Source organism: Microcystis aeruginosa NIES-2549, assembly GCF_000981785.2.
GTDB lineage: Bacteria > Cyanobacteriota > Cyanobacteriia > Cyanobacteriales > Microcystaceae > Microcystis > Microcystis aeruginosa_C.
The window spans coordinates 3,688,126-3,713,835 of sequence record NZ_CP011304.1; the positions used below are offsets into that span (position 1 = coordinate 3,688,126).

Sequence of the window (25,710 nt, forward strand, 5' to 3'; positions counted from 1 at the left end):
ATTTGGAATTACTTCAGATGGCTGTTCCGATACCTCAACTTTAGCTATTCAATCTCGAACGCAGGGTGTTGAGATCGAATCCAAGTTTTTCAAATTCTGCTTTTTTGCTGGCAACCAATTCAATCAACTTAGGCGGAATGTCTCCATCCTCATTTTTGAGTATGTAACCGTATTTGAAATTGGTCAGCATATTAGAAGCACCAAGAATAATACTGGCTGCTTCCTGACCTGGCATTACACTCTCATCATCTTCATCAGCCATTGAGCCATTCCTTAAGAGATTGCCGTATTTTAGCTCGCCAAACTCAGGATTATGCTCATTGTGAATACAACTATGCCAATAGGTGGTTTGATAAATTACGTATTTACAAACCTGTTTAAGATTGGCGATATCTTTTTCAGTTGCTGTTGTCGATGAAGTAATCGGTCGGACTGCTTTGATTTCTCCATTAACCTCTCGACGAGGATTTGAAGAATGATCAATCTCATTTAAGTCGTACCATTCATCTCCATCATCTACCTGCTCCATCGTCAGAGCAACATGAGCAACACTATGTTGAACTAAATCCTCGGAAAACCTGAAAATTTCATCCCAATTGCTGACTATTCCGTCACGATGCTCGTCAAAAAATGAATCGACATAAGTGGTCAGAATATCCCAGTATAAGTTACCGATTTTGGCGTAAGTATGTGACTCACAAAGGGGTTTTCTGGGTTGCCAATCAGTCCAATCGTAACTTCCCACATTTGACCTGACCCATTTCAACATATCTGGAATGATGGGCATAGGCTCAAGTTTAGCGAAAAATCCTCCTTTGGGATCCATCAAGATTCGGCGACCAAAATTGTTAATATGGACTACTTCTTTCAGATGAGGGTATAATAAGTCGCGCAGGGGATTTTTCCGGACATTTCTCAACAAAGAGATCGAATACTGCTCCATATTAAAGTGGCATTGGCTCAGATGAGCTTTCACTTCTCCTAAAACCCCCAGATGAGTAGCACGAACAACTCGTTTAGCCTGCAACCATTTTTTCCCATCGGTAGGCCTGTAAGTTTGGGGTTCTTTTAATGGTGGATTCGGCTTGGTGGAATTATTTTCACGGAATTGGAGCGTAATTTCAACAGGTAAGAGTTGCTCGTTTTTTAATTCAAATTTGACCTTATAATTTGGCAAATCTATCTTACCAGTTAGGGAAAATTTTTCACCATTAAAAGAAGTGGTGTATAGAAGAGGATTGTTTTTATCTTTCTTAAAAACAACAGGATTAAACCCATTTAACATCCTATCTCCAAAGAATTCATCACTTCTGGTAAAACCTGGCTTTTCCTTTTCTAAAATGATGGTTAGTGTTTCTGGGAATGATTTTTGGATCTCATCATAAGATGGTTTGCTGGGGTCTCTCCGATTTTTTTGAATTATTGCATCCGTGATCTTGCCATATTTAGCGACAGATTCTAAGGTTATAGCCAGAGCTTCAGGTACAAAATCATGCTTAATAGATTTAGGTACACAATAAGGAAAATATTGGGCATAATCTGGATCATACTCATAGTAAGAGATTGACAATTGCCCAAAATTATAAACTGCTTCTTTGACGTTCTCAGCACCCTTGATCACTTCAATCAAGTTCTTTCTTCTAACAGATTTTCCCTCGACAATAACAGTTTGAGTCGGATCAAAAATTCTTAATTCCAAATCAGGATCATCACCCAATCCAGCCGCTTTGGGATCGTAAAAGATTTCAAAACTTCCATCCCGAACTGTTATTCCACTACCTAAAAAATCTTTCATCCCGAAAAGATCGCGATCCCATAACTCAACTTCTAAACCAGGGATAGGTATTGTTGAGTCAGGATGAGTGATTTTACCTATTACCTTATAGGATTCACTAACTACCTTTCCCTTTAACTGTTCTCTGACTTTTAACAGAGAACTAACGGGTAAACGGGATATCAATTCATAGACGAGACGTTCCTTTTCGGTATCTGCATATTCTTCCAGCGAGAATTCGCCAGAAAGAATTCTTTGGATAAAGTTGCTCATTTGTGAGATTCCTCCTGCTAATTTTATTTCGACGGGTTTTTTTGTTGCGCTTCCGCTCGTTTTTGGGCTAGTTCTGGTGAATCTAATCTTTCAACTCCTAAGATTTCCGAAAAAATCTTACGATTCCAACCAACTAGGTGCATTTGAGTAAATTCCTGAAAGAAGATGTACATACGATTAGCTGGTACACTAAATCTTTCTAATAAAATATCACTGATGCTTTCTGTCAGTTTTTTGGTAACTTCCGCAGACATAGTTAGACTGAGAAGTTGGACTACTGCCGCTGGTTTATCGTAATCCCCGCCAAAGGAGACATTGACTTTGGTGTTAACAACAACCAAAATCATCTCCTTCGGATCCCCTTTGTTAATATGAACCTGCTCCGTAACCTGAGTGATGACATTTTGAATCACATCCCGCTCAAAGTCATGATTGGTCTCAATCCTCACAAATGGCATCTAAATCCTCCCCTTAGTAAAGTATGGGTAAATGGCGAATCGAACAGCCGAGAACAACCAAGAAGTCACCCGACTACGAGAAAATTTCGGTCTCGGATAAAAATTTTTGGAAACTGTTTTTATCGCATTAGACCTTCAACATCCTCTTTCTTAAAACCTAGACTTTAACTCTTGTCACTGTAATCGTTTTTCCTTTCCAACACAACCAAAGTTTACCAACTTAAGGAAAAAGTTCGTAAAATTCCCCAAACCCTTACCCTACCTAACCTCCAGCCCATCCACTCCCTCGCAAAAATCCTTGACTTGGGAAAAATCCCCAACTTTACCAACTTAAGCCCAAGCTTTGTCAAAATACCCTGACAATCTCTCCACTCTCCGACCCCCCAAACTTTGGCTTCATCCCCAAAATCACAAGAGCCGCGATCCACATCAAAAAAGGTCTTAACCCATGACAAACACTTCACCCAAGAGAACTTTCGGATTTTATTCCAGGATTCCAATTTTAATAACCTTACTTAGGGCTTGCTGAATAAATCTAAAAACCTTGTTGGGTAAGACTTTTAGGCTTTTTGTCAATCAAAAAGTACCAAATATGGGAGTGATCGGGGGAAAATTCAGGGACTTTTTCCCCGAAAATTAATTTGACCCTCTGAAAACGGGTAAAACCCTACACCCTAGACCCGTTCGGACTTCGGACGTTCGGCGAGACTTCGGACGTTCGGCGAGACTTCGGCGTGAGCTTTTGTCGAACGCTCAGTCGAACGCTGAGCTCACGGCCGAAGCCTACACCCCACACCCTACCCCCACGAAAAACTTTTTGCCGCAAACCCTACTTAAGTACATAATAACTGTTCAAGGAGAATCATCAGCGAATTCACCAGGTTAAAATCCTGACTCCTAGTGCAAACTTTAAATCTTGTAAAAAAAGTAATTTTTTGTATCCCCATTGATTATCATAACAGAAAATTCTGCTAATCTCTATGTTGATGAGGCAACTTATGGAACAGTCAAACGGTAAATCTTCTCGCCAACGGGGCGTAATCTTAACATCCATCGGCTACCAAAAACTGCACCGTGCTAAAGTGAATTGGGAAACAAAACAAAACACTCGCTGCACCTTAGACATTCTTAGCCAACAAACTGGACTGACCCCCAATACTCTCAGTAAAATTTTTAGTTGCTCTGTCGCCGTTGATAAACGTAGTCTGTACGTCTGCTTTTCTGCCTTTAATCTCGATTTAGACGGTCAAGATTATTTATCCAGTTTTACCCTTGCCTACAAAGACCGCCAATTTTCACATTGGGGGATAAATATGAACTTTTAAAAGATCAATGATTGCGGCGTATAACAGAACTGTCTTTTATTCTCTCATAGCCATAATCGCCGCCGCTTATCAGAAAAAATGGGTTTAAAACCTCGCCCTTTAGGGCGACTTTATCCTAACATGAAATTAAGTCGTTGACTTTGGGAACGCAGGAAACAAGCGACACTCCGTAATCCCTAAATCTCTAACCATCACTGGTACAAAAGCTTTCATCGTCAGTCCACATGGTAAAAGCGAAAAACAATTAAATACTGTGGGACACACAGAAATTTACGCTTGGAGAGTAGTCTTTAAGAGTGCTTGCCGTAAAAGGTGTAGTCGGACTAGACATGAAACTTTAAGACCAAAATTAGCTTTGCTAGTAGAGGCAAGATTCAGCCCAAGAATCACCGCACTTTTAGGGTGGTGATTGTCAACCCTCCCTTCTCAACGAAAAAGCACCCCCTCGCGGGAGTGCCTTTTCGTTCAGACTAGGAATTAACCATTGATAGCGGGAGCAATCAGAGCTACGGGAGCCTGTTCACCACTAGCTAAGTCTAAGGGGAAGTTGTGAGCGTTGCGCTCGTGCATTACTTCCATACCGATACCAGCGCGGTTTAACACATCGGCCCAAGTACCGATTACACGACCTTGAGAATCGAGAATCGACTGGTTGAAGTTGAAACCGTTGAGGTTGAACGCCATGGTGCTAACACCCATTGCGGTAAACCAGATACCGATTACCGGCCATGCACCTAAGAAGAAGTGCAGAGAGCGGCTATTGTTGAAAGAAGCGTATTGGAAGATTAAACGTCCGAAGTAACCGTGAGCGGCAACGATATTGTAGGTTTCTTCCTCTTGACCGAATTTGTAACCGTAGTTCTGAGATTCGATTTCAGTGGTTTCACGCACTAAGGAAGAAGTTACTAAGGAACCGTGCATCGCGGAGAACAGAGAACCGCCGAACACACCAGCCACACCTAACATATGGAAGGGGTGCATCAGGATGTTATGTTCTGCTTGGAACACGAACATAAAGTTGAAGGTTCCAGAGATTCCTAAAGGCATACCATCAGAGAAAGAACCTTGTCCGATGGGATAGATTAAGAATACAGCAGTAGCGGCGGATACAGGTGCAGAGTAAGCTACACAGATCCAAGGACGCATTCCTAAACGGAAAGACAGTTCCCACTGACGACCGAGGTAGCAGAAGACACCTAGTAAGAAGTGGAAAATGACTAACTGGTAGGGACCACCGTTGTATAACCACTCATCTAAGGAAGCAGCTTCCCAGATGGGGTAGAAGTGGAGTCCAATCGCGTTGGAAGAGGGAACAACAGCACCAGAGATGATGTTGTTTCCGTAGAGTAGAGAACCAGCTACAGGCTCGCGGATACCGTCGATATCTACGGGAGGAGCGGCGATAAAGGCGATGATGAAGCAGGTGGTGGCGGTGAGCAGGGTGGGGATCATGATCACACCGAACCAACCGACATAAAGACGGTTGTTGGTGCTGGTGATCCACTGACAGAACTGCTCCCACAGGGAAGCGCTCTCGCGCTGTTGTAGAGTGGTGGTCATTGGTTTATGATTCCTATTAAGTTATCGAGGTACGATTGATTGATGATGTCTCTATCTTAGAGAGTTTGTATCGGTTTGTAAAGGGGTTTGACAAAAGTATTACTTGTTGAAATGATAAGTTGGGCTTATATATCTCAGTTTTCGGCTTCAAGTCCCAATTATCGGAACTTCCACTATTTATATCTACTACAATAGCCAAAAACCCTTGTCCATCAATGGATATACCCGTTAACATCTCTTGATGTATCCATGTTTATTGTAGGATTTATTAATGGTCAGGGATGGAGCCTATTTGCTAAAATGCTAGTCATGTATGTAGAAAAAGTTTCTAACCGTTCTTTTCTTTTTATTTATGTTAGCTTATTATGTGGAATGGCATTTAAAACAGTCCTTAGCTGCTTTATTCTTTGAAGATGAAGAAATTGATAATAGTTCCCTGAATGTGATTAAAATCAGTCGCAGTCAATCGGTGCAATCTAAGGAGAGAAAAAAACGGAATCAAGACAACATACCTAGGCATAGTTTTCGGACTTTATTGGAGGACTTGGAGACGATTTGCTTGAATAAGGTAGAATGTATGATTAGAGAGGGAAGTTATCGTTTTTCTAAGATAAATCGACCGATTTCTCTGCCAAAAAAGGCGTTAGATTTATTAGGGGTTTCCTTAATTTGTAGCCAGTAGCGAGCGGCACAAATTCTTTGAATCTCCCCCACAGCACAGGTTATGGCCTTTTGTCAACGGGTAAGTCTAGATATTTAAAAGATCTAATTTCACCGAAAGATTAATTTAACCTTGATCTGTGGCCTGGCGGGGATTGATTTCTTAACCTTTTAATAAATTGATTTTTCCCCCGGTCAGGCTAGAATCAGTAGGATTAGCATCCAAGATAATCGGGGTAACTTTGGTTAATCTGGGGCAATGTAGCCTAAAAAAACGCCCAAAATAGTCAAATTTAGGCTGAAGTGGCTTCTTACTAACTGTTTAATCTATTATTTAGGTATTAGACTCTATGGCTAAAGCTTCTACCGTAACTTCTGAAATCGATCTTAAAGATTCGCAATATTACTTTAACCGAGAATTAAGCTGGTTAGAATTTAATCGTCGCGTGCTTTATGAGGCACTTGATCCTCGGACTCCCCTACTAGAAAGATTAAAATTTACTGCCATTTTTTGTGCCAATCTCGACGAATTTTTTATGGTACGCGTGGCAGTTCTTAAACAACAGGTAGAGGCAAATGTAGCCGTTTTAAGTGCCGATGGCAGGACTGCCTCGGAACAGCTAACCGAGATAAGTAACCGTCTGCGTCCCCTTGTGCAGCAGCAGGATCATCTTTTTGAACACACCCTGAAAAACCTCTTAGTAGAACAGGGAATTCATCTGATTAACTATGTAGATTTACATCAAGAACAGCGCAATTATCTCCACGATTACTTTGAACAAAATATTTTCCCCGTTTTAACTCCCCTGGCGGTGGATCCTAGTCATCCTTTTCCCTATATTTCTAATCTTAGTCTCAATTTAGCCGTAGTCGTTCGCGATCCCGAGACCGATAAAGAACTATTTGCCCGGGTGAAAGTACCGCAGGTTTTCCCCCGTTTTCTGGCATTATCCAAAGAATTACGCCACCAAGACGGAAAGGCTTCGATTTGGACGGGAGTACCCCTTGAACAGGTGGTAATGCACAATTTAGAGGCACTTTTCCCCGGCATGATCATCCAAGAATGTTATCCTTTTCGGGTGACACGCAACGCCGATATCTCCGTCGAAGAAGATGAGGCCGATGATTTATTATTAGCGATCGAGGAAGAAGTACGCAAGCGCCGCATCGGTAAATCGGCAGTACGTCTGGAAATTCACAGTTCTACCCCTAGCAATATTAAAAACCGGATCATGCGCGATCTCGGACTTGAGGAGATTGATGTTTACGATGTGGATGGACTGCTGGGACACAAAGATTTATTTTATTTTATGTCTTTACCCTGTCCCGAACTGAAAGATCCGCCTTGGAATCCTGTCACCCCAACGGTTTTACAGGGATTGCGAGAAATAGTTGACGGTAACGAAGACGGCATCCCAGAACAGGATGGCGAAGATATTTTTACTTTAATTCGCAATAACGATATTCTCGTTCATCACCCTTACCATTCCTTTAGTGCCTCGGTACAACAGTTTATCGCTCAGGCTGCCCATGATGCCCATGTTTTAGCGATTAAAATGACCTTGTATCGTACTTCCGGAGATTCCCCGATTGTCAATTCCCTGATTGCGGCGGCGGAAAATGGTAAACAGGTAGCGGCGTTAGTAGAACTAAAAGCTCGCTTTGATGAGGAAAATAACATTAATTGGGCGAAAAAGCTCGAACAAGCCGGAGTTCACGTTGTTTATGGCTTAGTTGGTCTAAAAACCCATACGAAAGTGGTTCTCGTGGTCAGAAAAGAAGGGGATAAAATCCGTCGTTATTTCCATATTGGCACGGGTAATTATAACCCAAAAACAGCTAAATTATACACTGATTTGGGTTTACTTAGCTGTCGCGAGGATTTGGGGGCAGATATCACCGATTTATTTAACTTTCTGACCGGATACTCCCGTCAGCAATCCTATCGCAAACTTTTAATTGCTCCCGTGAGTTTGCGAAAACGGATGTTAGCAATGATCGATCGCGAGGCCAAAAACTGTAAAAATGGCGGTACGGGGCGCATTGTGGCAAAAATGAACTCTATTGTCGATAAACCGATTATAGAAGCTTTATACGCCGCTTCTCGTGCCGGTGTGCAGATTGACTTAATTATTCGCGGCATCTGTTGTTTACGGCCCGGATTGCCGGAAGTGAGCGAAAATATCCGAGTAATTAGCATTATCGGCCGCTTTTTGGAACATTCCCGCATTTTTTACTTCTACAATGGTGGTCAGGAGGAGGTTTATATTGGTAGCGCCGATTGGATGACGCGGAACCTGACTCGTCGCGTGGAAGCAGTGACACCCATCGATGAACCAGCGATCGCCAAGGAACTGGAAGAAATTCTCGGCATCATGTTGTCAGATAACCGGCAAGCATGGGAATTACAATCCGACGGCAGTTATATTCAGCGTCGTGCTGCCAACCAGGGACAGGAAAGCAGTACCCATGTAATTTTAATGGAAAAAGCCCTTAAATCTGCGGGTATTACTCAATAGGAACAGTTACCAGTTACCAGTTACCAGTGATCGGTTATCAGTGTCTGTGAGTTTTATTGCTATTCACTGTTTACTGATCACTGGAAAAAGCTGACTAACTGGTTGAGAGGTTAAACCATCTCAAAAGCTGAGAGCAAGCATCTTGATCTGTATTTTCTCAACCAGTCAAATCAAGCAAGAATCCTAATAATAATTACCGACTTTGCGATGGTGAACAGCCGTTAAACTATCAGGTTTAGAAACGCGACCATCGGTGACTTTATTGTAAACAATCCAGTGGTCAGCACATTCCATGCGACTAACTACCTCACATTCTAAATAAGCGAGGGCATCGGCTAAAATCGGCGAACCATTATTAGCGGTGCGAGTATTGACTCCTGCAAAACGATCTTCCCCGGGTCCGAAACGTTTTAAAAAGTGTTTCATCAGGGTTTGATAATTGCCTTCTTCCAGAATATTTAAAATGAATTGATCCCCCACTTGCATTAAAGACTCGATCGCCCGATCTTTGGCCACAGCAACGGTAAAACCGGGAGGATCAAAACTTGCTTGAGTCACCCAAGAAGCGACCATTGCCCCGCTTCTGTCTCCTTTCTTGGTGGTAATAATATATAGACCACCGCTAATCCGTCCGATGGCTTTATCGAGGTCAGTATCGAGGGATTTTCTTTGTTTAACTTTTACCTCTTGGGTTAATAGTTGTCCCATATCTGTTCCCGCTTCTTCACAGCGTTGATAGAGACTCTCGTTAGGAGTTTCTGTGCTACGAATTGGTTCAAAAGCTTTGGTTAAGCCAACTTCACGAAACTTATTAAATAGAGGTAAAATCGGTTCATCATCACCCCCTTGACATTCAAACATTCCGAGGTATTGTTTGGGGTTAACCGAGGCGAGAATTGTGCCTAGATTACCCGTAATTTCTTGGGCATGAATACCAGAAACGGGGGGAGTCCCGATGACGATTCCCACCGCAGAAGAAGCTAATTCTTTTACCTCTTGGGGATCGGCAGATTTCAGATCTAAAGTTTCTACAGCCAAACCAGTTTTAGTAATACCTTTGGCAATAGATTGACAGAGGCGATCACTATAACCATAGTCGGAAATATAGAAAACAGCGACGGTTTTTTCTGCCTTAGTTTGTGCCTGACTCCAATCACGATAATGGTTCAATAATTCGCTAATATTATGTTTTAATACCGGTCCATGACCATTAGCCACGAAATTAATATTACCCAGGGGTTCCATCCGTTTCATCGCCGCTAGTACGGAACGAGCATTAGGAGCCATTAAACACTCATAATAGAAACGATAATCCGGTTCAATAGCACTTAATTGCTCATCGTAAAGATCATCGGAACAGTAGTGCATTCCGAAGGCATCACAGGTAAATAAAATTCCCGAACCGTGATCGTAGGTAAAAATAGTATCGGGCCAGTGTAAATTAGGAGCGTTAACAAATTCGAGAATATGACCGTTGCCTAGGTCTAACTGATCGCCATTTTTGACCAGTTGACGTTGAAAGGGATGATGAACTAAATTCTCTAAAAACTGAATTGCCACTTTCGCCCCAACGACGGTAATATTGGGAGCGAGTTGCAATATATCTCTGACCAATCCACTGTGATCGGGTTCGGTATGACTGATAATTAAATAATCGATTTCTTGGGGGTTAATTAATCCGTTGAGGCTATCAAAATATAGTTGACGGAATTTTTCGTGAGAGGTATCCACAAGGGCGATTTTTTCCCCACGAATCAGATAGGAGTTATAAGTCGTACCGTTTTGTAATCCGAATTCAATATCGAAGCGATCGCGATCCCAATCGAGGGAACGAATAGCGGTGGTGTCTGCGGTGAGATCGGCCACCTGCATGGTGAGACGTTTTGTTTTGACTGGTGTAGCAACCATCGAACCTCTCCTTATTGTTAAGTTTTTTATACTTTGTCTCTATTGTGCCACGAGGAAATAAGGTATGGGGATTTATTTTCCCATAATTACTGATAACAGTTATCTTAATGGTCAGGCTGCATCTCACATTTGCAGGAATACCGACAATCAGCAATTATCAGTGACTCTTAGATGATGACAAATGTATCAGCAGCAGCCTGTGAGCATCCCACCGAAAAGCTAATGCGCTCTAGGGTTTCGGGGGTTCTACCCCCAAAGGCTGGGATTGAGTGATAGAATCGGAAGTAATGCCAGATTTTAGCCGAGAGTTTCCCCGTAAAAATCCCAACTTGGTAGATTTACAAAAATGAGATGCACCCTGGACATTGCCCACCGTACTACTATTTATTGAATTTTAACATTTAATTTATAGGTGGCATTGCCGCGAGTTCCGCCTACAATTATTTCATAATTTCCAGTAGCAGGTAATTTTAAACTAGATTGGGTAGCTTCTGTTTTCAATATTTCCCCATTCGGTGCAATCACATCAAATACGGCATTATTTTCTAACGATGTAATTTTCACATCCATTCTCTGTCCTTGATTCGCTCTTAATAAATAAATATCTCTACTCCCTCGCACAACCGATTGATTAACAGTGGCACTATTAGTTCCTGGTGCAAACCGGATTTGAGACAATAAACAAGGTTCTTTTTGATAAACCACTCGTCCCGTATTCAAAGAATCTGCGGTTAACGTCCATATTTCTTGAGTTTTTTGGTTGTCTAACTCAATTTTTGTCCTGATATTTAAGTTTAACTGATTCCCTTTTTTTGTTCCTTGTAAGGTTTGAGTATAGGAAGTATAATAGGATTCTTGTTCATTATGAATCGTAGCTTCTACCCGACCCGTGACTTGATTTCCCTGAATATAAATCCTTGCCGTAGAATCCAGATTATCATTCGCGACTGAAAAACAATAACCCTGAATCGAAGAGGCACTGGGAGCTTGAGCAACTTGTAGGGGGAAATGATTTGCCATCCCTGGTGTAACATTCAGTAAACTGGCAAAAACGACTACACATCCTAATAATTTCATCATAATCATGACCATTCAAAATTTTCACTAATGCTAAACTAATTATCGCCCCAACCGCCATAGCTGCAATTCCCCATTGACAAAAAGCCATAACCTCTAATGAAACCGAGCAAAAACAGTTTCTGGGACAATATGTGCATTCCCCCCGACGAGAATTGCCCTTGTCACCCATCGGCAGGGATGGATATTTCGCCATCAAAATTTCCCCACTCACCCTTGCTGAATTTGGGTATGTTAAAGAATAGGACAAAATTAACTTCTTGGTTAGAATAGGCAGTCATGCAAGAGACTTCGGCCGTGAGACGGCGGGCTATGGCTACAGAAGGGAGACGAATCAGCTATGGTAAAACTAGAGGAACTTACTCGTGGCTCTATTGTTAACGGAATATTACCGAACCAAGCTGTCACCGTCATCGAGGCCAAGTGGCATGGCAGCGACACGGTAGAACTGACCTACAAAGATACCAACGGACAACCCTACACAGAACTGCTCTTTCGATACCGAGAGCCAACCCTAGAGATTCTCACCGAAGGAAGACCGTGGGGTTTCGATGGCGATGGAGCTTTGCTGCGCCTAGTTTCCGAAGCCCACCGCATCCGGTTGGCCTACCTGTTTGACCCGCTTCTAGCCGTCCATACCTCTCTGGTGGAACCACTCCCTCATCAAATCACTGCTGTTTACGGTGAGATGCTCGATCGCCAACCTCTGCGCTTTTTGTTGGCCGATGACCCCGGGGCCGGGAAAACCATCATGGCGGGATTGTTAATTCGAGAACTCCTGATTCGAGGTGACTTAGCGCGCTGCCTGATCGTTTGTCCAGGCAGCCTCGCAGTGCAATGGCAAGACGAACTACATAACAAATTTCACCTTCCCTTCGATATCCTCACCAACGACCGCCTCGAAACGGCCCGCACCGGCAACGCCTTCGCCGAAATGGGTCTGGTCATTGCTAGGCTTGATAAACTCAGCCGTAATCAAGACCTCCAGAAGAAACTCCAGCAGACTGATTGGGATCTGATTATCTGCGACGAGGCCCACAAGATGTCCGCTTCGTTTTTCGGTGGGGATATTAAGGAAACAAAGCGTTACAAATTGGGCAAACTCCTCTCTAGCATTACCCGCCACTTCCTGCTGATGACGGCGACTCCCCACAACGGCAAAGAAGAAGACTTTCAGTTATTCTTAGCCCTACTTGATGGCGACCGCTTTGAGGGACGATTCCGCGACGGAGTTCCTGTTTCAGATACTTCCGACCTGATGCGCCGCATGGTCAAAGAAGAACTGCTCAAGTTTGACGGCAAGCCACTTTTCCCCGAAAGAATCGCTCACACGGTCACTTACCCCCTCTCCGACCAAGAAGCGATCCTCTACAGTCGAGTCACCGAGTATGTGCGCGAAGAATTTAACCGAGCCGAAGCCCTGGCCAATAACGGGCGCAAGGGGACAGTCGGCTTTGCCCTCACCATTTTGCAACGCCGCCTCGCCTCCTCTCCGGAAGCCATCTATCAATCCTTGAAACGGCGACGAGAGCGGCTAGAAAAGCGACTCCGAGAAGAAGAATTGCTCAAGCGAGGCCAGTCGCTGGAGATGGAATTTGCCACCGTCCTTGACCAAGACGACATCGATGACGACTTTGAGGATACCGATAGCAGCGAGCGGGAGGCCACGGTCGAGGAGGTGGTCGATCAGGCTACAGCAGCCCGTACCATTGCCGAACTACAGCTTGAAATCGCCCTGCTCAAAGAGCTTGAAGACTTAGCCAATACCGTCCGACGGAGCGGAAAAGACCGTAAGTGGGAAGAGTTTTCCCATCTTTTTCAGGATCAGGCGGAGATGTTCGATGCGGGAGGATACCGCCGCAAAATTGTCGTCTTCACCGAACATAGAGACACCCTCAACTACCTGAAAGAGCGGATCGGCACACTCCTTGGCAACCCAGAAACTGTTGTCACCATTCACGGTGGCATGGGTCGGGAAGACCGCAAAAAAGCCGAAGAAGGCTTCAAGCAAGACGTAGGAGTACAGGTACTTCTGGCCACCGATGCCGCCGGAGAGGGGATCAACCTGCAACGAGCGCATCTCATGGTCAATTATGACCTACCCTGGAACCCAAACCGCCTAGAACAGCGATTCGGTCGCATTCACCGGATTGGACAGACCGAGGTTTGTCATCTCTGGAATTTGGTGGCCCACGAAACCCGCGAGGGAGATGTCTATCGGACACTCCTCGAAAAACTCGAAGCCGAACAAAAAGCTTTAGGCGGACGGGTCTTTGATGTATTAGGTAAAGCCATTGCGGGAAAAGAATTGCGCGAACTTCTCATCAAAGCCATCCGCTACGGCGATCGCCCAGATATAAAAGCACGCTTAAACCAGGTCATCTCTGAAAAGCTCGATCAAGAGAGACTAAGGGAATTGCTGCAAGAACGCGCCCTAGCACGCGATTCGATGGATGCTTCCAAAGTTCAGAAAATTCGAGAAGATATGGAGCGAGCCGAAGCCAGAAGGTTACAGCCGCACTTCATCGCCGCATTTTTCCTCGAAGCCTTCCAACGCTTAGGCGGCACCCTACGCCAGCGAGAGCCAAAGCGATACGAGATCACCAACGTCCCCGCCGTTATCCGTAACAGAGACCGCTTTTTCGGGATAGGAGAGCCAATTCTCAAACGCTATGAGCGCATCTGTTTTGATAAAGAACTGATTAGTATTCCGGGGAAACCCGTTGCTACCTTTGTCTGTCCCGGCCATCCCCTGTTAGATGCCACTATCGATCTTGTCTTGGAACGGCATCGGGAATTACTCAGACGGGGAGCTATCCTAGTTGATGACAGTGATCCGAGCGAGGAAATTCGGGCGCTGGTGTACTTAGAACACGCCATTCAAGATGCTCGGCTAAATCCCGATGGTAGGAGGCGGGTGGTGTCGCGGCGGATGCAGTATGTGGAACTATTTGAACCACAGAGACACAGAGGACACGGAGAGAGGGATGCTGGGTATGCCCCTTATCTGGATTATCGTCCTTTGGCGGAGGAGGAGCGGGTGCTGGTGGAGCCTATCATTGATTCTCTGGATATTGGTAATGAGATTGAGAAGAAGGCTACCAGTTATGCGATCGCCAACCTTGTCTCTTCCCATCTTCGGGAGGTACGGCAGCGCAAGGAAGAGCTAATTGAAAAGACCATTGCGGCAGTTAAAGACCGCCTGACCAAGGAGATCAACCACTGGGACCATCGGGCGAACCAGTTGCGCCTACAGGAAGAAGCGGGAAAGACCAATGCCCGGATAAATTCCAACAAAGCCCGAGCCAGAGCCGATGAACTACAAACGCGGTTGCAAAAGCGCTTGTCTGAATTGGAGCAGGAGCGCCAGCTTTCCCCTTTGCCGCCGGTGGTGGTGGGGGCAGCCCTCGTCGTACCGGGCGGACTGTTAGGAAGACTTTTAGGCAAGCCAATGTTTGCCAGAGACACTAAGCGCATCGAGCAGCTGGCGATGGCGGCAGTCATGGCGACCGAAAAAGCATTAGGCTACGAGCCGCGGGATGTGAGCGCCGAGAAGTGCGGCTATGACATCGAATCGCGCAGGACCGGAACAGGCCGCTTACGGTTTATCGAAGTCAAGGGTAGAGTAGAAGGAGCCGATACGGTGACGGTGACTAAAAACGAGATTTGCCTAGCGTTGAACAAGTCCGAGAGTTTCTTACTTGCTTTAGTTTCCGTTTCTCCGTCAGAGGAAGTGCGGGTGAGATATGTGCGCCAGCCATTCCAGAGGGAACCGGATTTTGGGGTGTGTAGTGTTAATTATAATTGGAGAGAGTTATGGGACAGGGGGGATATGATTGAACCACAAAGGCACAAAGGACACTAAGGGGATTAACCACAAAGGCACGAAGGACACTAAGGGGATTAACCACAAAGGCACAAAGGACACTAAGGGGATTAACCACAAAGGCACGAAGGACACGAAGATAGAAGAACCACAAAGGCACAAAGGACACGAAGATAGAAGAACCACAAAGGCACGAAGGACACGAAGATAGAAGAACCACAAAGGCACGAAGGACACTAAGGTTATGGATGAGAGGGCTAATGATTTATCTAAGGAGATTATTGGGGCGGCGATCGCTGTTCATCGGGAGTTGGGGCCAGGACTATTGGAGTCGGCCTATGAGGCCTGTTTAGAGTACGAGTTATTGGATAGGGGGATAGCGGTGGAGCGTCAAGTTCCTCAATCAGTGATTTATCGCGGTGTTAAACTTGATTGTGGTTATCGTCTCGATCTATTGGTGGAAAATCTGGTTATTGTCGAACTGAAAACTGTTGAACAACTTACCCCCATTCACGAGGCCCAGTTGTTAACCTATCTCAAATTACGCCGGCTTTGGCTAGGATTACTGATTAATTTTAACGTTCCCGTTCTCAAACAAGGCATCAAACGCCTTGTCAACAATTAATCTTTGTGTCCTTTGTGCCTTTGTGGTTCCTCAATCTTCGTGTCCTTTGTGCCTTTGTGGTTCTTTTATCTCCCATGACCTACCGTAAAAAACTCATTGAAGTGGCCCTACCCCTAGAAGCCATTAACGTCGAATCGGCATACGAAAAGAAACCAGGTATTGGTTCCCATCCTAGAGGAGTTCATCTCTGGTGGGCGCGGCGACCTTTAGCAACTTGTCGCGCCGTTCTGTGGGCTTCATTAGTGGATGACCCGTCGAGTTGGCCAGATAAATTTCCCACCGAGGAGGAGCAGAATCGGGAACGACAGAGATTGTTCGATATATTAGGAAGAATTCATATTGAAACAGATAAGAAGGGAAACACGAAGCAGGTCGTAAAGGGACTGGTATCGTGGAAGGAAATCAATAAACCCACTTCCAACGTATTAGACGCGGCACAGCGAGAAATTGCGCGCTGTTTAGCTTGGGAACGTGGGGAAGAACCCCCCACTAAACCGGATGCTATACGCGACTATATCGCTAAATATGCCCCCTCCGCCTATGACCCGTTTTGTGGTGGTGGTTCCATTCCTTTGGAGGCCCAGCGCTTGGGTTTGCAGGCCCACGGTAGTGACCTCAATCCGGTGGCGGTGTTGATTACTAAGGCTTTGATCGAGATTCCGCCCAAGTTTAAGGATAAACCGCCGGTTAATCCCGATTCTCGCCAAAAACAAAAGATTTCTTCCTGGGAAGGGGCCCAGGGATTGGCCGCAGATGTGCGCTATTACGGTCAGTGGATGCGGGATGAGGCTTTTAAAAGGATTGGCTATCTTTATCCGATGGTGGAAACCAACCACAAAGGCACAAAGGACACTAAGGTGATTGCTTGGCTTTGGGCCAGGACGGTGAAGTGTCCTAATCCGGCCTGTGGCTGTCAGATGCCTCTGGTCCGCAGTTTTCAGCTTTCGACGAAGAAGGGTAAGGAGGCTTGGGTTGAGCCTTTTGTGGGAGATGTTAACACTGAGGGGGATTTTAACCACAAAGGCACTGAGGACACAAAGGGGGATGATTTTGGTGTCTCTGGGGTGCCACCCAAAATCCGCTTTGAGGTGAAGACGGGTAAGGGTACGGCCCCGGAATCTCCCAAGACTGGTCGAGGAGCTACGTTTCGGTGTTTAGCCTGTGGTCAGCCAGTTAACGATAAGCATATTAAGGCAGAAGGAATGGCGGGACGGATGGATGCTCAACTCATGGCAATTGTTGCTGAGGGGAAAGGTGGACGGATTTATCTTTCTCCTAACTCTGAACATGAAGCAATCGCTAAGAGTGCAAAACCAACATGGTATCCAGATGCTCAAATAAGCGATGATAGGCGGTCAATGTTCACACCGCTTTATGGACTGACGCATTTTCATCATCTTTTTACTCCCCGTCAACTCGTCGCCCTCACTACTTTTAGCGATTTAGTAAGTGAAGCCAGAGAAAAAATTAAAGCTGATGCAGTAGCCGCAGGAATCCCTGATGATGATTTACCTCTTAATGATGGGGGAATAGGCGCGACGGCTTATGCGGATGCAGTGGCGACTTATTTGGCATTTGTGATTGATCGATGCGCTGACTTTAACTGTTCTGTAACGAGGTGGGCATCTAGTAATGAAAAAATAATGAATTTATTTGCCCGCCAAGCAATCCCTATGGTTTGGGATTATTCAGAAGCTAATATTCTAGAGAAGGTGGTTGGAGGATTTGAGACGTGCAATGAATATGTTAGTGACTGTATCGCAATATTGCCGACAACAATCACATCTAAGGGAGAAGTGAATCAAAAAGATGCTTCCCAAAACAACTGTGATTTGTCGCTATGTCCCGTAATATCAACCGATCCACCATATTATGACAATATAAGCTATGCAGATCTTTCAGACTTTTTTTACGTCTGGTTGCGCCGTTCTTTAAATTCAATCTATCCCAATCTTTTCAGCACTTTACTCGTTCCCAAAGCACCCGAATTAGTCGCTACTCCCTATCGTTTTGGGGGTGATAAGAAAAAAGCTCAATCCTTTTTTGAGGAGGGCTTAGGCAAAGCATTCGGACGAATGAATGCGATGGCTCACTCAGATTACCCTCTGACGGTTTACTACGCTTTCAAGCAGTCAGAAACCAAAGACAGCGATGATGACGCAGGAAATACTTTTGTATCATCCACCGGGTGGGAAACAATGCTCGAAGGTTTGATTAAATCCGATTTTTCGATTGGCGGCACATGGCCAATGAGAAGTGAACAAAATGAAAGGATGGTAGCAACTGGCACAAATGCCCTCGCCTCATCTATAGTCCTCGTGTGTCGTCCCCGTCCCGCCGACGCGCCCAAAGCCAGCCGCCGGCAATTCCTCAACGAACTGAAGCGAGACCTTCCCCAAGCCCTAAAACTGCTGCAACAGGGCAATATTGCCCCCGTTGACCTCGCCCAAGCCAGTATTGGGCCCGGGATGGCAATCTACTCCAAATACGCCGCTATCCTCGAATCTAACGGCTCCTCCATGGGTGTTCGCACGGCCCTGCAACTGATTAACCAGATTCTCGACGAATTTCTCACCGAACAAGAAGGAGAATTTGATAGTGATACCCGTTGGGCGCTGACTTGGTTCGAGCAGTACCAATTCAACGAAGGACTATATGGCAATGCAGAAACCCTCTCCAAAGCCAAAAACACCAGTATTCAGGGCATGGTTGAAGCTGGCATACTAGAAGCAAAAGCCGGTAAAGTGCGACTACTCAAGCGCGAAGATCTTAAAACCGATTGGAAGCCAGAAAAAGATGAGCGGACACCCATCTGGGAAATCACCCAACACCTCATCCATACCCTCGATAAAAACGGCGAAACCGGAGCCGCAGAACTCTTGGCCAAACTAGGAAACAGAGCCGATTTAGCCAAAGAACTCGCCTATAGACTTTATAGCCTCTGTGACAGAAAAGGTTGGACCCAAGAAGCCATAGCCTACAATAGCCTCGTCACCTCTTGGCCAGAAATCACCCGCCTAGCCAACGAATATAAACCCTCCCCCGAACAACTATCCTTTTCTTTGTGACCTTTGTGCCTTTGTGGTTAATCCCCCTTCGTGTTCTTTGTGCCTTTGTGGTAAATCCCCCTTCGTGACCTTCGTGCCTTTGTGGTAAATCCCCCTTCGTGACCTTTGTGCCTTTGTGGTAAATCCCCCTTCGTGTTCTTTGTGCCTTTGTGGTTCCCCAAACTTTGTGACCTTTGTGCCTTTGTGGTTCAAAATCCCCCTTCGTGTTCTTTGTGGTTCAAAATCCCCCTTTGTGCCTTTGTGGTTCAAAATCCCCCTTCGTGACCTTTGTGCCTTTGTGGTTCAAAATCCCCCTTCGTGACCTTTGTGCCTTTGTGGTAAATCCCCCTTCGTGACCTTTGTGCCTTTGTGGTAAATCCCCCTTCGTGTTCTTTGTGCCTTTGTGGTTCCCCAAACTTTGTGACCTTTGTGCCTTTGTGGTTCAAAATCCCCCTTCGTGTTCTTTGTGGTTCAAAATCCCCCTTCGTGTTCTTTGTGGTTCAAAATCCCCCTTCGTGTGGTTATCTCTCCCAAATTGAGGCATTATAAAAATAACTCCTCATCAAATCCCATGGCAATCAGCAATCGTGAACGAGTCGGACGCGCCCTAGATTTCCTCAGAGAGGGACTATACCCCTTCATTGAACGAGAAATGAAAGCAAGCTACGGCCAGAAGTGGCTCGCCGTGGCCTTAAGTTGCCTCCCTGAGAGCTATACGATCCGCAGGACAGGTGATGCCGTCCTCAAGGAAGACGTTTCGGCCCTGCTAATTGTCCTCTGGGAGCAGTGGAATGAAGTTTTTAAGAAAACCCTAGGCAGAAGCGATCGCTCTCTGGCCAGTGAACTAAGAGATGTCCGCAACGCCTGGGCCCATAACGATGCTTTCAGCCTCGACGATGCTTACCGGGCTTTTGATAGCATCTCTCGCCTACTGAGTTCGGTTTCCGCCGACACCCAAGAGGTGGAGAAGCAGAAGCAAGAAATCCTCAGACTTCGCTTTGAAGAACAGGCCCGGCGAGAGACAAGGCGCCAAGCGATCGCACCGACGGAGGGACAACCGATGTCGGGATTGAAACCCTGGCGGGAAATCGCCACCCCCCACCCCGATGTGGCTTCCGGACGCTTCCAACAGGCCGAATTTGCCGCCGACCTCTGGCAAGTCTATCTCGATGAAGGCTCTGACGAATACCGCGACCCGACGGAATTTTTCCGCCGCACCTACCTCACCGAAGGACTCAAGCAACTTCTGACCAATGCCCTGCTGCGTCTGAGTGGTAATGGCGGAGAGCCGGTGATTGAACTGCAAACTAACTTCGGTGGCGGAAAAACCCACGCCATGCTGGCCCTCTACCATCTGTGCAATGCTTTGGCGATCGAAGATCTTCCCGGTATGGAGTCGATATTCCAAGCTCTGAACATTAAAAAACCCCCCGAAAATGTCAACATTGCTGTTCTGGTCGGCACTAAAGTCCAGCCTAGTGGCATCCCCCCCTACAAACCGGAACACAACAAGCAAAATCGCCCAGAAATCAAGACCCTGTGGGGAGAAATAGCTTGGCAACTCGGCGGCGCTGAGGGCTACGCTCTGGTTCGCAACGCCGATGAAACTTCCACTAATCCGGGAGACGCACTCAAAATATTGTTTAATCGTTTTTCACCCTGTTTGATCTTGATCGACGAATGGGTTGCCTATGCCAGGCAATTGCACGACAAGAACGATATTGCCGGCGGTAGTTTTGACACCCAGTTTACTTTTGCCCAAACCCTGAGCGAGTCGGCGAAAAATGCCCAGCAGACGCTTTTGGCTGTGAGTATCCCCGCTTCGGAAACCGTTGACGAAAAAACCGGAGAAGTACGGACTACAGATGTTGAAACCGGAGGAGAACGGGGTACAGAGGCCCTAGACCGCCTTAAAAATGCGATCGGGCGCATCCAATCCCCTTGGCGACCCGCTAGTGCCGAGGAGAGTTTCGAGATCGTCCGCCGCCGTCTCTTTCAAACCACTACTGACCCGCAACTATTTGTCGCACGGGATGCGGTTATTAAAGCCTTCTCCGAGATGTATCGCACCCAGGCCCAGGAATTTCCTAGCGAATGCCTGGAGGCTGACTACAGACGCCGCCTGCGGGAAGCCTATCCCATTCACCCAGAATTTTTCGATCGCCTCTACTCCGACTGGTCAACCCTCGATAAATTCCAGCGCACCAGGGGTGTTTTGCGACTCATGGCCAAGGTCATCCATTCCCTTTGGGAGCGAGAGGACAAGAGCTTGTTGATCATGCCGTCCCACGTCCCGATGGATGATGCTCAGGTTCAGTCGGAGTTAACCCGCTACTTAGATGATAATTGGGTTCCGATCATCGAAAAGGATGTGGATGGCCCCAATTCTCTGCCCCTCGACATCGATCGCCAAAATTCCAACCTGGGACGCTATTCTGCTTGCCGTCGGGTTACGCGCACTATTTACCTTGGCTCGGCCCCCACGATTCGGGCTGCTAACCGAGGACTAGAAGATAAGAGGATAAAACTCGGTTGCGTGCAGCCGGGGGAGACTGTAGCCACTTTTGGTGATGCCCTACGGCGGCTAACAGATCGGGCCACCTACCTCTACATCGATGGCAACCGCTACTGGATTTCCAATCAGCCGAACGTCACCCGCACAGCCCAAGATCGGGCAAACCTGCTCTTTGAGGAGCGGTATAAAGTGACAGAAGAAATCGTCCGGCGCTTGAAGTCCGACCAGCAGCGGGGCGAGTTTGGAGGGATTCATATTGCCCCAGAATCTACTGCCGATATTCCTGATGATCCTAATCTCGGCGTGCGGCTCGTCGTTCTCGGTCCTGGGCAACCCCACAGCAAATCCGCCGAAGATAGCCCCGCTCGGCGTTTAGTGGCGGAAATTCTCAATCAGAGAGGGGGTAGCCCCCGCTATTACAAGAATACGCTTGTATTTGTTGCCGCTGACAAATCGAACTTGGAAAACTTAGAGAAGAACGTCGCCGGATATCTTGCCTGGAATTCAATTGTGGCGGATCAGGAAACCCTCAATCTCGATGTTTCTCAGAATAAACAGGCGATCACTAAGCGCGATCAAGCCGACAAGGACGTAAGCCTGATCCTCAACCAAACCTATAAGTGGCTGCTGGTTCCGGAGCAACCCGACCCCCAGAAAGGCATCCACTGGACTGATACCAACGCTCAGGGGGACGATTCGCCTATCGATCGAGCCAGCCGCAAACTGGTTCATGAGGGGCAACTGATTACCCATTACTCTGGTGACAACCTGCGGATGGAGGCCCTCGACAAATACCTGTGGCGTTCAACTAACCACATCGATCTGAAACGTCTGTGGGAGTACCTAGCGCAGTATCTTTACTTGCCCCGTCTCAAGAACCCGGATGTTCTGCTTCAGGCTGTGCGGGAGGGATTGGTCTCAATGCTTGTGCAGGAAAATTTTGCTTATGCAGAGGGCTGGGACGAGGCAAGGCAAAGATATACTGGTCTTGTCATCCTTCGGGATATCAACCCGAGTATCAGCAGTCACAGCCTTCTGGTTAAGCCTGATGTAGCTATGGGGCAGCTAGAGGCCGAGAAACCAGCTAACCCCCCGACCACTGCCGAGACTGATTCGGTTATCTCCAGTGACCGTGATCGGCCGCCATCTTTACCCTCTGGTGTTGGATTAACTGTGACAGAGACTCCCGGTGATCTGGTTGAGAAAAAGCTGGTTCTGCGGAGGTTTTACGGCAGTGTTGAGATCGATCCCCTGCGAATTAATCGAGACGCTTCCGCGATCGCTGACGAGGTAATCCAGCATCTCACCCGACTCAATGGGGCCAGCGTTAAGGTAACACTGGAGATCGAGGCTGATATTCCTGATGGAACACCCGATGATGTGGTGCGGACGGTGACGGAGAATTGTCGGACACTAAAATTTAATAATCAGTCGTTTGAGCAGGAGTGAACGAACCCCTTGCTTTTTGCCTCATCTCCACAAGCAATTTAAATCGCGAGCAGAGCTTATCCAACAAGGTTTTGAGATTTATTCAGCCAGCCCTATTTAACGATCGCTGCCGTTTTCCTGTACCGATCCTAACTGTTGACGCACATCATCGATCGCTAGATTTAACTGGGCAATTTTATCTTCTAAACTGCGGCGGGCCATTTCCATGCCTTCCTCGGGAGTCAAGCGCCCATGGCGGATATCTTCCAAAAAGGACTGATTATCACCAGCTGCTAAACTGCGACGGCTGCGATTAGCCAACACTGTCCCCAAAACACCGCCCACTAAACCACCGACAATCGCACCAGCCAAAAAACCGCCCGCAAACCCATCTCGCTGACTCATAATCCGTTTTTCTCCTAATAGGTTCCAAAAGCTCGATCGCCGGCATCGCCCAACCCTGGCACGATGTAACCGCGGCTATTTAGTCCTTCATCGATAATAGCCGTATAGATGTTCAAGCTGGGATAATTCTGACTCAATTTCTGTAAAGCGGGCGGGGCAGCCACCACCGAAATCAGGCGAATTAGGGCAGGATCAACGCCTCTGCTGGTAATTTCTGCCATTGCCGTTGAAATTGATCCCCCCGTGGCTAACATCGGTTCAAGAATTAACACTCTCGTGGCCGGATCAAAACTAGCCGGTAATTTATTTAAATAACAACTCGCCTCTAGGGTTTCCTCATTTCTGGCTAAACCGAGGTGATAGGTACTAGCTAGGGGTAAAAGACTTTGCGCCCCTTCCAACAGGGCTAATCCTGCGCGTAAAATTGGGACTACGGCGATCGGTACGCTAGGATCGATAAAAGTAGCGGGACATTCCGCTAGAGGGGTTTTAACGCTAGTTTCCAGGGTCGGCAGCCATTGCCGCGCCGCTTCGTAGGTTAACCAGCGCCCTAGTTCCGTCATCGCTGTTTTAAACAGTACCGGGGGGGTATTTTGATCGCGGGCGATCGCCAGCCAATGCTTAACCAGAGGGTGTTCGGGAACATAGACGCGCAGTTGTAAAACCATGAAAACACGAGGACTCGATCGAGGGCTAAACTTTATCTTAAGCCAAAAAGCCATCAGCCTTGAATTAGTTATCAGTTTCTGAAGGCAAGGGGCGACAGGCACTCATGCAAAAGAAAGAATCTGGCAATTCTCCTACCTAAAAAGAAGGGCAAAAACTAAGTACATCAAAGCTTTTAGCTTAACCAATTAGGTTTTAGATTCGGCCTTTGGTATCGGTTATCAGTTCACTGATGACTGAAAAAGCCCTTGTCAGAGGTCTGCCCGAATATGTAACAATTTATGGGAGAAACCCCCAGCAAATTCAACGAGAAAAACATGGCAGCTACAATTAAGAAAGGAGCTTTAGTCCGCGTGGTGACGGGAAACCTAGAAAATAGCCTCGAAGCCCTAGCCAGCGATCGCCGTTTACCCAGTTATATGTTCAACTCGACAGCAGAAGTCTTGGATGTAAAAGATGATTACGCTTTGATTAAATTCTATGTTCCTACCCCCAGTGTGTGGCTAAAGCTCGAACAACTGGAACCCGCCTGATGAGGATATTGCCTCATCCATAAATCATGGTTGACTTCTACGATAAACCCCTCCCCTGTCAATCGCCCCGAGTCTCGGTTATTGGTGCCGGTAACGTCGGACGCACCTTGGCCCAACGCATCGCCGAAAAAAACCTCGCCGATGTGGTTCTCCTCGATATCGTCAATGGTTTGCCCCAGGGTATTGCCCTAGATTTGATGGAAGCTCAGGGCATAGAACTGCACGACAGCGAGATTATCGGCACTAATAACTATGAAGACACGGCAGGCTCGAATATTGTCGTGATTACGGCTGGATTAGCCAGAAAACCGGGCATGAGTCGCGATGATCTCATGAATGTCAATGCCAAAATTGTCGTCGAGGCCGCCACTAAATGCCTCCAGTATTCTCCAGAGGCCATTTTTATCGTCATCACTAATCCCCTTGATGTGATGACCTATCTAGTCTGGCAAGCAACCGGTTTACCCCCCCAAAGAGTGATGGGAATGGCGGGAGTCCTCGATTCTTCCCGTTTACAAAGCTTTATCGCCATGGAATTGGGGGTTAGTACCGCCGACGTTCATGCTATGGTTTTGGGTGGTCACGGTGATTTAATGTTACCCCTACCCCGTTACTGTACCGTCAGTGGTGTGCCGATTACCGAATTAATGGACGAGATGACGATTAATCGTCTAGTGGAGAGAACTCGCAACGGTGGGGCTGAAATCGTCAAATTACTGCAAACTGGCGGCGCTTATTACGCCCCTGCTTCCTCTGCCTGTACCATGGTCGAGACGATATTGAGAAATCAATCCCGTTTACTGCCGGCGGCAGCCTATCTCAAGGGTGAATACGGTTTACAGGATGTTTATCTGGGGGTTCCCTGTCGCTTAGGATGTCGGGGTGTGGAAAGTATTCTGGAAGTGCGTTTGACCGATGCTGAACGTCTGGATTTACACACTTCTGCCGCCTCAGTTCGTCAAAATGTTCATTTAGCCCTTGACAGTCTCAAGGTTTTGATGTAGTCAGGGTTTGCTGAAAAAGTTTGTTGGTGGGGTTAGGAGTCAGGAGTCTCCGAGTCAGGAGTCAGGAGGGGAAGTCAGAATAACAGAATGACCTCGCGCACTGGGAA

At 46.6% G+C, this 25,710-nt stretch carries 15 protein-coding genes and 1 pseudogene; 9 read left to right on the forward strand and 7 right to left on the reverse strand.

The window, feature by feature from the left end:
• Positions 1-40: 40 nt before the first annotated feature.
• Complete coding sequence (locus tag myaer_RS18170; RefSeq protein ID WP_046663104.1) at positions 41-2,047, reverse strand: lipoxygenase family protein; 2,007 nt, start codon at positions 2,045-2,047, stop codon at positions 41-43.
• A gap of 23 nt (positions 2,048-2,070) precedes the next feature.
• Positions 2,071-2,496 (reverse strand): phenylpyruvate tautomerase MIF-related protein, encoded by a 426-nt coding sequence (locus myaer_RS18175; RefSeq protein ID WP_201262005.1) that lies wholly within the window; start codon positions 2,494-2,496, stop codon positions 2,071-2,073.
• 1,007 nt (positions 2,497-3,503) lie between these two features.
• Between myaer_RS18175 and myaer_RS18185 the strand changes: the two genes are divergently transcribed.
• Positions 3,504-3,830 carry a hypothetical protein gene (locus myaer_RS18185; protein WP_046663107.1) on the forward strand — a complete coding sequence of 109 codons (327 nt, stop codon included), beginning with the start codon at positions 3,504-3,506 and terminating at the stop codon, positions 3,828-3,830.
• A 477-nt stretch (positions 3,831-4,307) separates the two neighbouring features.
• Here the strand turns inward: myaer_RS18185 and psbA are convergent, their stop codons facing one another.
• Entirely contained in the window at positions 4,308-5,390 is a 1,083-nt protein-coding gene (gene psbA, locus myaer_RS18190; RefSeq protein WP_046663108.1) for a photosystem II q(b) protein, read from the reverse strand.
• A 343-nt stretch (positions 5,391-5,733) separates the two neighbouring features.
• On the opposite strand from psbA, the pseudogene myaer_RS18195 reads away from it, so the two are divergent.
• A pseudogene (locus tag myaer_RS18195) lies at positions 5,734-6,072 on the forward strand (tail length tape measure protein); the annotation flags it as partial.
• 328 nt (positions 6,073-6,400) lie between these two features.
• Positions 6,401-8,569: a polyphosphate kinase 1 gene (ppk1, locus tag myaer_RS18200; protein ID WP_046663110.1), complete on the forward strand. Its 2,169-nt coding sequence runs from the start codon at positions 6,401-6,403 to the stop codon at positions 8,567-8,569.
• 183 nt (positions 8,570-8,752) lie between these two features.
• On the opposite strand, the gene myaer_RS18205 is transcribed toward ppk1, so the two are convergent.
• Entirely contained in the window at positions 8,753-10,477 is a 1,725-nt protein-coding gene (locus myaer_RS18205) for a diflavin flavoprotein (RefSeq protein WP_046663111.1), read from the reverse strand.
• Between the two features lie 384 nt (positions 10,478-10,861).
• Positions 10,862-11,569 carry a hypothetical protein gene (locus myaer_RS18210; RefSeq protein ID WP_046663112.1) on the reverse strand — a complete coding sequence of 236 codons (708 nt, stop codon included), beginning with the start codon at positions 11,567-11,569 and terminating at the stop codon, positions 10,862-10,864.
• Positions 11,570-11,894: 325 nt separating this feature from the next.
• On the opposite strand from myaer_RS18210, the gene myaer_RS18215 reads away from it, so the two are divergent.
• From myaer_RS18215 to myaer_RS18245, 4 genes are all read left to right on the forward strand, one after another.
• Positions 11,895-15,419 carry a helicase-related protein gene (locus myaer_RS18215; RefSeq protein ID WP_046663113.1) on the forward strand — a complete coding sequence of 1,175 codons (3,525 nt, stop codon included), beginning with the start codon at positions 11,895-11,897 and terminating at the stop codon, positions 15,417-15,419.
• A 205-nt stretch (positions 15,420-15,624) separates the two neighbouring features.
• Positions 15,625-16,005, forward strand: coding sequence for a GxxExxY protein (locus myaer_RS18225; RefSeq protein ID WP_002754172.1), 381 nt, complete (start codon positions 15,625-15,627; stop codon positions 16,003-16,005).
• Between the two features lie 74 nt (positions 16,006-16,079).
• Positions 16,080-19,073 carry a DUF1156 domain-containing protein gene (locus tag myaer_RS18230; protein WP_046663840.1) on the forward strand — a complete coding sequence of 998 codons (2,994 nt, stop codon included), beginning with the start codon at positions 16,080-16,082 and terminating at the stop codon, positions 19,071-19,073.
• Between the two features lie 550 nt (positions 19,074-19,623).
• Positions 19,624-23,016: a Swt1 family HEPN domain-containing protein gene (locus myaer_RS18245; protein WP_046663117.1), complete on the forward strand. Its 3,393-nt coding sequence runs from the start codon at positions 19,624-19,626 to the stop codon at positions 23,014-23,016.
• 96 nt (positions 23,017-23,112) lie between these two features.
• On the opposite strand, the gene myaer_RS18250 is transcribed toward myaer_RS18245, so the two are convergent.
• Positions 23,113-23,400, reverse strand: coding sequence for a hypothetical protein (locus tag myaer_RS18250; protein ID WP_046663118.1), 288 nt, complete (start codon positions 23,398-23,400; stop codon positions 23,113-23,115).
• Positions 23,401-23,414: 14 nt separating this feature from the next.
• Entirely contained in the window at positions 23,415-24,068 is a 654-nt protein-coding gene (gene upp / locus myaer_RS18255; protein ID WP_046663119.1) for a uracil phosphoribosyltransferase, read from the reverse strand.
• A 315-nt stretch (positions 24,069-24,383) separates the two neighbouring features.
• Between upp and myaer_RS18260 the strand changes: the two genes are divergently transcribed.
• Both myaer_RS18260 and mdh read left to right on the forward strand, forming a co-directional pair.
• Positions 24,384-24,599 carry an NAD(P)H-quinone oxidoreductase subunit O gene (locus tag myaer_RS18260; RefSeq protein WP_002782591.1) on the forward strand — a complete coding sequence of 72 codons (216 nt, stop codon included), beginning with the start codon at positions 24,384-24,386 and terminating at the stop codon, positions 24,597-24,599.
• A gap of 26 nt (positions 24,600-24,625) precedes the next feature.
• A complete protein-coding gene (gene mdh / locus myaer_RS18265) occupies positions 24,626-25,603 on the forward strand; it encodes a malate dehydrogenase (RefSeq protein WP_046663120.1) in 978 nt (325 codons plus the stop codon).
• Positions 25,604-25,710: the final 107 nt, after the last annotated feature.

Excerpts from the sequence above, each read along its gene's own strand:
- myaer_RS18225 (WP_002754172.1), top strand. The coding sequence starts at position 15,625 with ATGGATGAGAGGGCTAATGATTTATCTAAGGAGATTATTGGGGCGGCG.
- myaer_RS18260 (WP_002782591.1), top strand. The coding sequence starts at position 24,384 with ATGGCAGCTACAATTAAGAAAGGAGCTTTAGTCCGCGTGGTGACGGGA.
- mdh (WP_046663120.1), top strand. The coding sequence starts at position 24,626 with ATGGTTGACTTCTACGATAAACCCCTCCCCTGTCAATCGCCCCGAGTC.
- ppk1 (WP_046663110.1), top strand. The coding sequence starts at position 6,401 with ATGGCTAAAGCTTCTACCGTAACTTCTGAAATCGATCTTAAAGATTCG.
- myaer_RS18170 (WP_046663104.1), bottom strand. The coding sequence starts at position 2,047 with ATGAGCAACTTTATCCAAAGAATTCTTTCTGGCGAATTCTCGCTGGAA.
- myaer_RS18230 (WP_046663840.1), top strand. The coding sequence starts at position 16,080 with ATGACCTACCGTAAAAAACTCATTGAAGTGGCCCTACCCCTAGAAGCC.
- upp (WP_046663119.1), bottom strand. The coding sequence starts at position 24,068 with ATGGTTTTACAACTGCGCGTCTATGTTCCCGAACACCCTCTGGTTAAG.
- myaer_RS18215 (WP_046663113.1), top strand. The coding sequence starts at position 11,895 with ATGGTAAAACTAGAGGAACTTACTCGTGGCTCTATTGTTAACGGAATA.
- psbA (WP_046663108.1), bottom strand. The coding sequence starts at position 5,390 with ATGACCACCACTCTACAACAGCGCGAGAGCGCTTCCCTGTGGGAGCAG.
- myaer_RS18245 (WP_046663117.1), top strand. The coding sequence starts at position 19,624 with ATGGCAATCAGCAATCGTGAACGAGTCGGACGCGCCCTAGATTTCCTC.
- myaer_RS18205 (WP_046663111.1), bottom strand. The coding sequence starts at position 10,477 with ATGGTTGCTACACCAGTCAAAACAAAACGTCTCACCATGCAGGTGGCC.
- myaer_RS18210 (WP_046663112.1), bottom strand. The coding sequence starts at position 11,569 with ATGGTCATGATTATGATGAAATTATTAGGATGTGTAGTCGTTTTTGCC.
- myaer_RS18250 (WP_046663118.1), bottom strand. The coding sequence starts at position 23,400 with ATGAGTCAGCGAGATGGGTTTGCGGGCGGTTTTTTGGCTGGTGCGATT.
- myaer_RS18185 (WP_046663107.1), top strand. The coding sequence starts at position 3,504 with ATGGAACAGTCAAACGGTAAATCTTCTCGCCAACGGGGCGTAATCTTA.